The organism is Agaribacillus sp. DX54, from assembly GCF_056858335.1.
In genome coordinates this window covers 47,901-54,898 of the sequence record NZ_JBXEQE010000040.1, presented here as the reverse complement: position 1 = coordinate 54,898, position 6,998 = coordinate 47,901, and the positions used below count along the sequence as shown (strand labels likewise).

The 6,998-nt window shown below is 43.6% G+C and carries 7 protein-coding genes and 1 tRNA gene; 1 reads left to right on the top strand and 7 read right to left on the bottom strand.

Translation table 11 applies throughout. The annotated features are described in order from the left end of the window. From istA to AC04NP_RS27105, 6 genes are all read right to left on the bottom strand, one after another. On the bottom strand, positions 1–1,298 hold a 1,298-nt coding region (gene istA, locus AC04NP_RS27130), incomplete at its 3' end, for an IS21 family transposase (protein WP_482863217.1). 44 nt (positions 1,299–1,342) lie between these two features. After that, the gene (locus AC04NP_RS27125; RefSeq protein WP_482863216.1) at positions 1,343–1,714 is read right to left on the bottom strand and encodes a DUF5712 family protein; all 372 of its coding nucleotides are present in this window, start codon (positions 1,712–1,714) and stop codon (positions 1,343–1,345) included. A 5-nt stretch (positions 1,715–1,719) separates the two neighbouring features. Then, on the bottom strand, positions 1,720–2,304 hold the full coding sequence (locus tag AC04NP_RS27120) for a BfmA/BtgA family mobilization protein (protein WP_482863215.1): 585 nt from the start codon (positions 2,302–2,304) through the stop codon (positions 1,720–1,722). A gap of 262 nt (positions 2,305–2,566) precedes the next feature. Then, a complete protein-coding gene (locus AC04NP_RS27115; protein ID WP_482863214.1) occupies positions 2,567–3,592 on the bottom strand; it encodes a site-specific integrase in 1,026 nt (341 codons plus the stop codon). Next, positions 3,558–3,803 carry an Arm DNA-binding domain-containing protein gene (locus tag AC04NP_RS27110; RefSeq protein ID WP_482863213.1) on the bottom strand — a complete coding sequence of 82 codons (246 nt, stop codon included), beginning with the start codon at positions 3,801–3,803 and terminating at the stop codon, positions 3,558–3,560. Before AC04NP_RS27110 ends, AC04NP_RS27115 begins: the two co-directional genes overlap by 35 nt. A 217-nt stretch (positions 3,804–4,020) precedes the next feature. Next, a tRNA-Pro gene (locus AC04NP_RS27105) sits at positions 4,021–4,094 on the bottom strand. Positions 4,095–4,321: 227 nt separating this feature from the next. Here AC04NP_RS27105 and AC04NP_RS27100 point away from each other — a divergent pair. Further along, on the top strand, positions 4,322–5,671 hold the full coding sequence (locus AC04NP_RS27100; RefSeq protein ID WP_482863212.1) for a metallophosphoesterase family protein: 1,350 nt from the start codon (positions 4,322–4,324) through the stop codon (positions 5,669–5,671). Between the two features lie 23 nt (positions 5,672–5,694). Here AC04NP_RS27100 and AC04NP_RS27095 read toward each other — a convergent pair whose 3' ends face one another. Then, positions 5,695–6,948 carry an LruC domain-containing protein gene (locus AC04NP_RS27095; protein WP_482863211.1) on the bottom strand — a complete coding sequence of 418 codons (1,254 nt, stop codon included), beginning with the start codon at positions 6,946–6,948 and terminating at the stop codon, positions 5,695–5,697. Positions 6,949–6,998: the final 50 nt, after the last annotated feature.

Here is a 6,998-nt window from a genome sequence, read left to right as displayed (position 1 = left end):
ATAAAATCACGCGGGGTATCCTTAAAGTGATCCGTATAGATTTCCTTAACGGCCTTATCGGCACGATGTAAGGCCACACTGCCAGGCAGAGCCCCGGGCTTTTTGTGAAGGGTCTCAAGATAGTGCCCCAGCTCAATGATCCACTCATGCTTACCAAAGCAGCGCGCATGTTCGGCCACTACTTCCTTATCAGCATAACACCGCACCCGCCGGGCATAGACTTTAACACCAATCATTTTACCGACAAGATGGTCGGGCACCGAATAACGATTACTGCTTACAGTCACCGTTGCATATTTATCCACACGGCATTGTTCCAGACTACAACACTCAAACGGGGCCGGCACCGCATACAGGTGGCTGCTTTCCTGGTCCACCATGGCTGTTTGGCTGCGAGAGCCATTGAGCTGTACACAACGGCTTATAAGCCACTGGTTAGCCTCCTGAAGGGTTAAAAAGCTTTCCTGCCTGCTGAAGGCTTTAAGGCGAAGGTATTCTACGCTGCGCTCTACGTGACCCTTTTCATTGCCCCTGCCTGCATTGCAAAAACGGTAGTCGAATGTATAATAGGTAGCCAGTTGTAACAAGGCTTCGGTAGGCTCTTTTTCTGTGGGCCCCACAAACCTGCGCACAGCCACACGCATGTTGTCATAGACCAGTTGATGGTATACGCCCCCCAGGTGTCGAAAAAAGTTCACATGGGCCTGCTGAAAACTAATGCTGTCCTGACGTTCAAACAACTCTGCGTAACGGTAGTTGCTGTAAGCTGAGGTGAATACGGCCAGGTAATAGCTGCGCTGTCGTCCGTTTATCTGCAACTTTACCTCCCCCCAGTCAAATTCACAAACAGCGCCAGGAAGGTACTGCTGCCGTATATAAGCTTCTTTAAGCTGATGGCTTTTATAGCTGATGTAGTTGCATACAGTGGTGTAGCCAATCTGAAAGCCTTCCGATTGCAAGGCCTCATAAATGTCAATCTTTTTCATCACCTGTTTATGAAGGCCGCTCTGACGCTTACGAACATTCTCCCGAACAAACCCGTCAATACGGTGAGTGATCTCTACGGTAAGCCTGCGCTTGCCCCTGTTGCTCGAATCATACCTGCGTGGCGCCACTATGGAGTCTATCAGCTCTTCATGTTCTACTGAGCCTTTTAGCATTGCTTGATCATGTATCCGGCGGTAGGACTCTATATATTTCCTTACCCTCTTGCGACCGATGTGTAATTCACGGGATATCTGTCTTTGTGATTGACCATCTCTGAAATAGCGTAATATTATTTTTTGTTTAGTACTCATGGTTATCATTTGTTAGGTTTTGGGATCTTTAAAAAATCACAAAACTAAGCATTGGTAACTGGTACCTTTTTCAATTGAAATGTGGCGCCCTTTTCAATTAATATAGACAACCGATTGAACTTTCTTGTATATTCCCTTAGCATGTTGGGGTCATTGCCTATGGCCTTAAGCTCCCTTTTGTTGGGACTTACCACTATGGAATAGAATTTCGGGTCCTTCTGTCTCAGTTTGGCGGTATAGGCATCTATTTCCTCGATGACCTTTTCAGGACTTAGGCTATCGTTTTCTTGGTCAAAGAATTCCTCCCTCTGTTCGGGTAACCTATCCTCGTTCTCCTTTTCCAGATAGTCCACATAGTTCCCTACACTGGAGTTGTAGGTGCCGCCCATTTTCTGTGCTGATATGGTAAGGTACATGGTTGCTATTTTAATTGGTATTTCAAGCTTTCAAAGTCTCCGATGTCCATATTGATTTTTAGATAGGGCTTTCCCATCATCGGCTCCACCTTTTCAACGCTGTTGAGGATTTCATTGCAGTGTTTTTTATATTCATTGAATTCTCGCAGTATTCTATCATGATCCACTTTTGGAACGGTATTCCTTGGCTCCAAAAAATCCATTCGCTCTTGCTGTATTTTGACTGGTTCAGGTCTCGGTTTCCTCCCATCCTTTACATAGGCCTCGTAAAGAATGAGCACCATTTCATAGGTGGGCCGGATACTGGTCTTTTCCATGTTCTTGATAATGGCTATGATCCTATCAAATTTTTTCATCATCCTCACTTCCATCTTTTTGATACTGTCAAGGATGATCTTTGTTCCCTCTCCAAAAGGATCAAGTTGGTTCTCCTTGAAGTGGCGTATCATTCCATCCAATACCTCACTATGTGATTTGCTGAACTTTTTGGAATAAGTGTGAAAGCGCAAGGCCGTTTCTTTCTTTACCGTGATGTTGGAATAACCACCGACTCCTTTCTTTGTTCTGCCGTTTGTAGATTGCTTTTCCATAGGTGCGATTTTGTTTTTTCGTCAAATTGCGTCATTTTTTTCGTCAAAAATTTCCCGTGTTTATAGGGCTTCCCAAAGGGTTTACTGTAGATTTAGCAAAAATTTACTGTAACCTCCTTTTTTGTACAGTATCCCTAAATCATCCCAGTTAACTGGTTTTCAACGTGTTGAATACCCGAAAACAACCGTAATGGCGCAATCTGCGCATCACCCTCTTGCTATTCCTACGTCCCGCAAGCGGGACCGAATAAATACTACCTGATCATCCTTCGGCTGCTTTTTTGGTCTGCATATGATTTATCAGATTTTGCATGTCCTCCCCTATCTTATGCTCCAATACCCTTGCATAGATTTGGGTAGTGGACAGTTTGGTATGGCCGAGCATTTTTGAAACTGTTTCTATCGGGACTCCATTGGAAAGGGTTACCGTTGTTGCAAAAGTGTGTCTGGCTGAATGAAAGGATATGGTTTTGTAAATACCACAGGCCTTGGCAATCTCTTTTAGATATTTGTTTGTCTTCTGGTTGGAGAGCACAGGTAGTATTTTTGTATCGGTCTCTGGACTGTCCCAATACTTTTCAATGATTTCTTTTGCTTTGGGCAATAAGGGCAGTTTTACACTTTCCGATGTTTTTTCCCTCTTGGTATAGATCCATTGGTTTCCATCAATACCAAGTACCAATTGATTCTTTTCAAGTTCCCGGACATCAATATAGGATAGGCCTGTATAACACGCAAAAAGGAAAGCATCCTTGACCTTTTCATAACCTGCTCCAGTGAAATCCGTTTCTTCAATGTGCCTAAGTTCCCTTTCCGTAAGATAACTTCGTTCAGTTTTATGAAATCTGAGCTTATAGTTAATGAAGGGGTCTTTCTCCAACCATTCCAACTTAACGCCCAGCTTGACCATTTTCATCAAACGCTCTAAGTGTTTCATGGCCCCATTATTGGTACACTTCTTTCCCTTTTGCAGTTCCGGGCCGTTCAGTAGATAGTGTTCAAAATCGGTAATAAACTTATAGTTCAATTGTTTCAATCGGATGTCGGGGAGTTTGTATTTGGATTCCAAAAAACGAAGGAGATACTTTTTGGTCCCATAATAGTTCTTCATCGTTCCCGCTCGGAGTATTCCCTTTTGGGTATCATTATGGTATTGAATAAGTTCTCGAAGGGTATTGTGTTGCTCGTCCTGCCCTAGATAACGGGCCTTAATGGCCTGTGCCGTGATCACCTTTTCTTCCCGCAACAACACCTTATTGGGTGTCCATGATTGCAGCATAGACCTCATCAAGGTAGCTGTTCAACAAACGAGCCCTGTTGGTCAGACCATGGAGCCTTCCCTTGTTTTCGTACCATTCATTCACCGAAACATATCGTTTCAGACTGATTTCTGCCCTCTTCCCATTGACGGTGATACGGGCATAAATGGTCAACTTTTGGGGATTATTTGAAATGTCCCGCGTGAAGAGAAGTACTTTTAAAGTGTTGGAATTGCGCATAATACATAACTTTTGGGTTTGACAAAACAGGTTTGCAAAACACCCTTGAACAGCGTCAAACGCTATCTAAATTATGCACAATGAACGTACCGAACCATTCACCGAACTCTACACCTTTTATATGGTTTTAAATGAATTCAATTGAATACAATAAAAACAAAAAGCACTGTCAATCAGTCAGTTGACAGTGCTTTGATACCACCTATTTAGTGGTTCGTCGGGATGACTGGATTCGAACCAGCGGCCTCTTCGTCCCGAACGAAGCGCGCTACCGGGCTGCGCTACATCCCGCAAAATTGGGTGGTGCCCGGATTCAAAGATAAGACTTATATGGCTTGTTGTAAAGAATTTTAGATGGCAATTAAGCAGACAAATGTTATAACCCGGCAGTTATGAGATGGCTCTTGAGGCATGCTATGAATCCAGAAATTGAATTCTTAAAGATTTGTCAATAAAAACACATTGTTTTTAATCCTGAAAAGTTTTAACTAAGCGCCCAGAAATTAACCAGATATATAATGCGAAATACACCTATGCCAACTCAAAGCAATATTTTTAATTTTTTGCCTGTACTTCTTGCCGTGGTTCTATGCAATTTATCAGGCTGCAAATCCCAAAGTCCACCTGAAATAGCTAAGATCGATCAATCTGCACCAACCAATCCCTGGACAAACCTGGAATGGAACAACGATCCCACAAATTTCCAATTTGTGGTGGTTACCGATCGCACCGGCGGTATGCGCCCCGGTATCTTTGAGCAAGGGGTGGAAAAGGTCAATCTCCTGCAGCCGGAATTTGTGTTAAGTGTCGGTGACCTGATCCAGGGGTACACCGAAGACGTTGATGAAATTAAAAGGCAATGGGATGAATTCGATGAATTTGTAAACCGCCTGAACATGCCGTTTTTTTATGTCGTCGGCAACCATGACATCACCAATAAGGTAATGGAGGACATCTGGAAAGAGCGCTTTGGATCGACTTATTATCATTTTGTCTATCACGACGTGTTGTTCCTTTGCCTTAATAGCGAGGAGGGATTGGATGCACACCGCAGTTCATTCTTTTCTGAGCAGCAGCGGGCATATGTTCAGCAAGCACTTGCCGACAACCCGGATGTTCGCTGGACGATGGTTTTTTTGCATAAACCTGTGTGGCTGGCTCAGGAAAGTGAGGATCAAGATGTTAAACAAGAGATTGAAAAAAGCGGCTGGAGTGCAATAGAGTCAATGCTCCAGGGACGCAAACACACCGTTTTTGCAGGCCATATTCATCGATATACGCACCGGGCCAGAAACAACAGCAAATATATTACACTGGCCACAACCGGGGGAGGCAGCAGGTTAGGCGGGCCAATCTTTGGTGAGTTTGACCATGTGTTATGGGTGACGATGACAGATGAAGGCCCCGTTATGGCCAATCTGATGCTGGAAGGAATCTGGGATGACGATTTCAGTCGCGAAGATGTTGAAAACTACTTAACAATGGACTTAAAACGTAAGTCGGTACTTATTGAAAAGGATTTTGACGATGAGAAACCACTCGGCAATGAGTCATTCGATATCCGGCTCTTCAACGCTCATGAGGTGCCGATGGAAGTGACGGTGATATTTGACCAGGGAGAGCACATTAGTTTTAGCCCCGACAAAATTACAGTAACTGTTCCACCCAATTCGGTCGAAAAAACAGGCGTTCAGCTTAAAGTCAAAGCACTCGCTGTTGCATCCACCGAGGCCGCCAGCAGTGATGAGGAGCCTGCATGGGCAAAACTATGGGACGAATTGGAGGATCTTCCCGCGCACTGGGAAATCGCCTATGATTTTGAAAAATATGGTAAAATTTCAGTCAAAGGATCGGCTGAAATTTACTAATTCTCCATACTTTAATTCCATTATTAAGGCCTGTATATCTTGTTGCTATCTCTGTACCCAAACACATCAAGGTACCAGTCCTGGCGGCTGAATCCGTCACTTTGCACCCATTCTCCAAACCTTAAATGCACAGAGAGAATGTCTGCCTGCTCAATAGGATAATCAAAGGTTTCTGGGAAATTGATGGCCCAGGGAAGGTTGCCATTGGATTTATAATAATTTCCACCAATTAAATCGGTATTGTCAATACCGGTTTTAAAATATTGATTATCTACCAAAGAAGTAGGCGCATAACCCGGAAGATGCACTTCTTTCCTACGCTCTTTGTTCACGATCAAGAATGGATTGTATGGCGCCAATCCGGTGTTGGCGACGGATTGTGGGCTGGAAAGCCTGATGTTTATATTCAGCGTATCCGGAGTGACATGTGTGCCGGAAAGCTCGGTATTAACAAATTTCTGATTTCCACCCGGATGTCTTAAGATATCGTAGGCATTATCGAAAACAATAATAGTGGCCTTTTGCTGACCTAATTCGGTATTGTTTGCATTTAAATCAATAAAACCTTCTTTAAGGGAAATCCCGGTTACCCCGGCAACTTCGTTGGATGCCAGATCCATTTGAAATCCGAAACCATTTTTGAATCCTGCTCCAATTGCTTTAACAACAAACTTTGCATTAACCTCCGCCACTCCGTTGTTGCCATTGCTAATCTGGTTAAACTGATAATCTACCACCAGATCATTAAAGTCGTAATCTCCCTTCTTAGGCCATAGATCTTCAAAGGCGAGCGTACCGAAGGCATTTTCATTCGGATAATAATTGTCAAATGCTTTATCAATATCCTGCGGATAGTCATCAAAAACATCTACTACACCATCCCCATCGGAATCCTCCTGATCGGAAGTAACTGTTCGCAGGTTACCCCCGTCAATAGCAGAATAAGGACTGGCGGTGATATAAAACACCGCGTCATTAAAATCTTCATCGCTGTTTACATCTCTTTTCAAGTCCTCAAGGCCCAATAAAACAAGGTTTCTCCCATCATCTTTGAGCAAAACGTTGTGCTGTTTCAGAGATGGGTCGGTTTCCGGATTGAAGTCCGGATTTGAGTAAAAGATATTTTTCCCATCACCCACCGAGCTTCCATTCCATCCATTGGCTACGATAAACCAGCCAATGCCGGTTCCGGGCTCAAATCTTCCAAGTTTCACTTTATCGCCTGAGCTCAATCCGCCGCCGCTTCCGTTAAAAAGATGTATTCGGAAAAATAACATTAAGTGAAGTGATATCATCTGGTGTAGCAGGTGGATTGTCAATATCATAA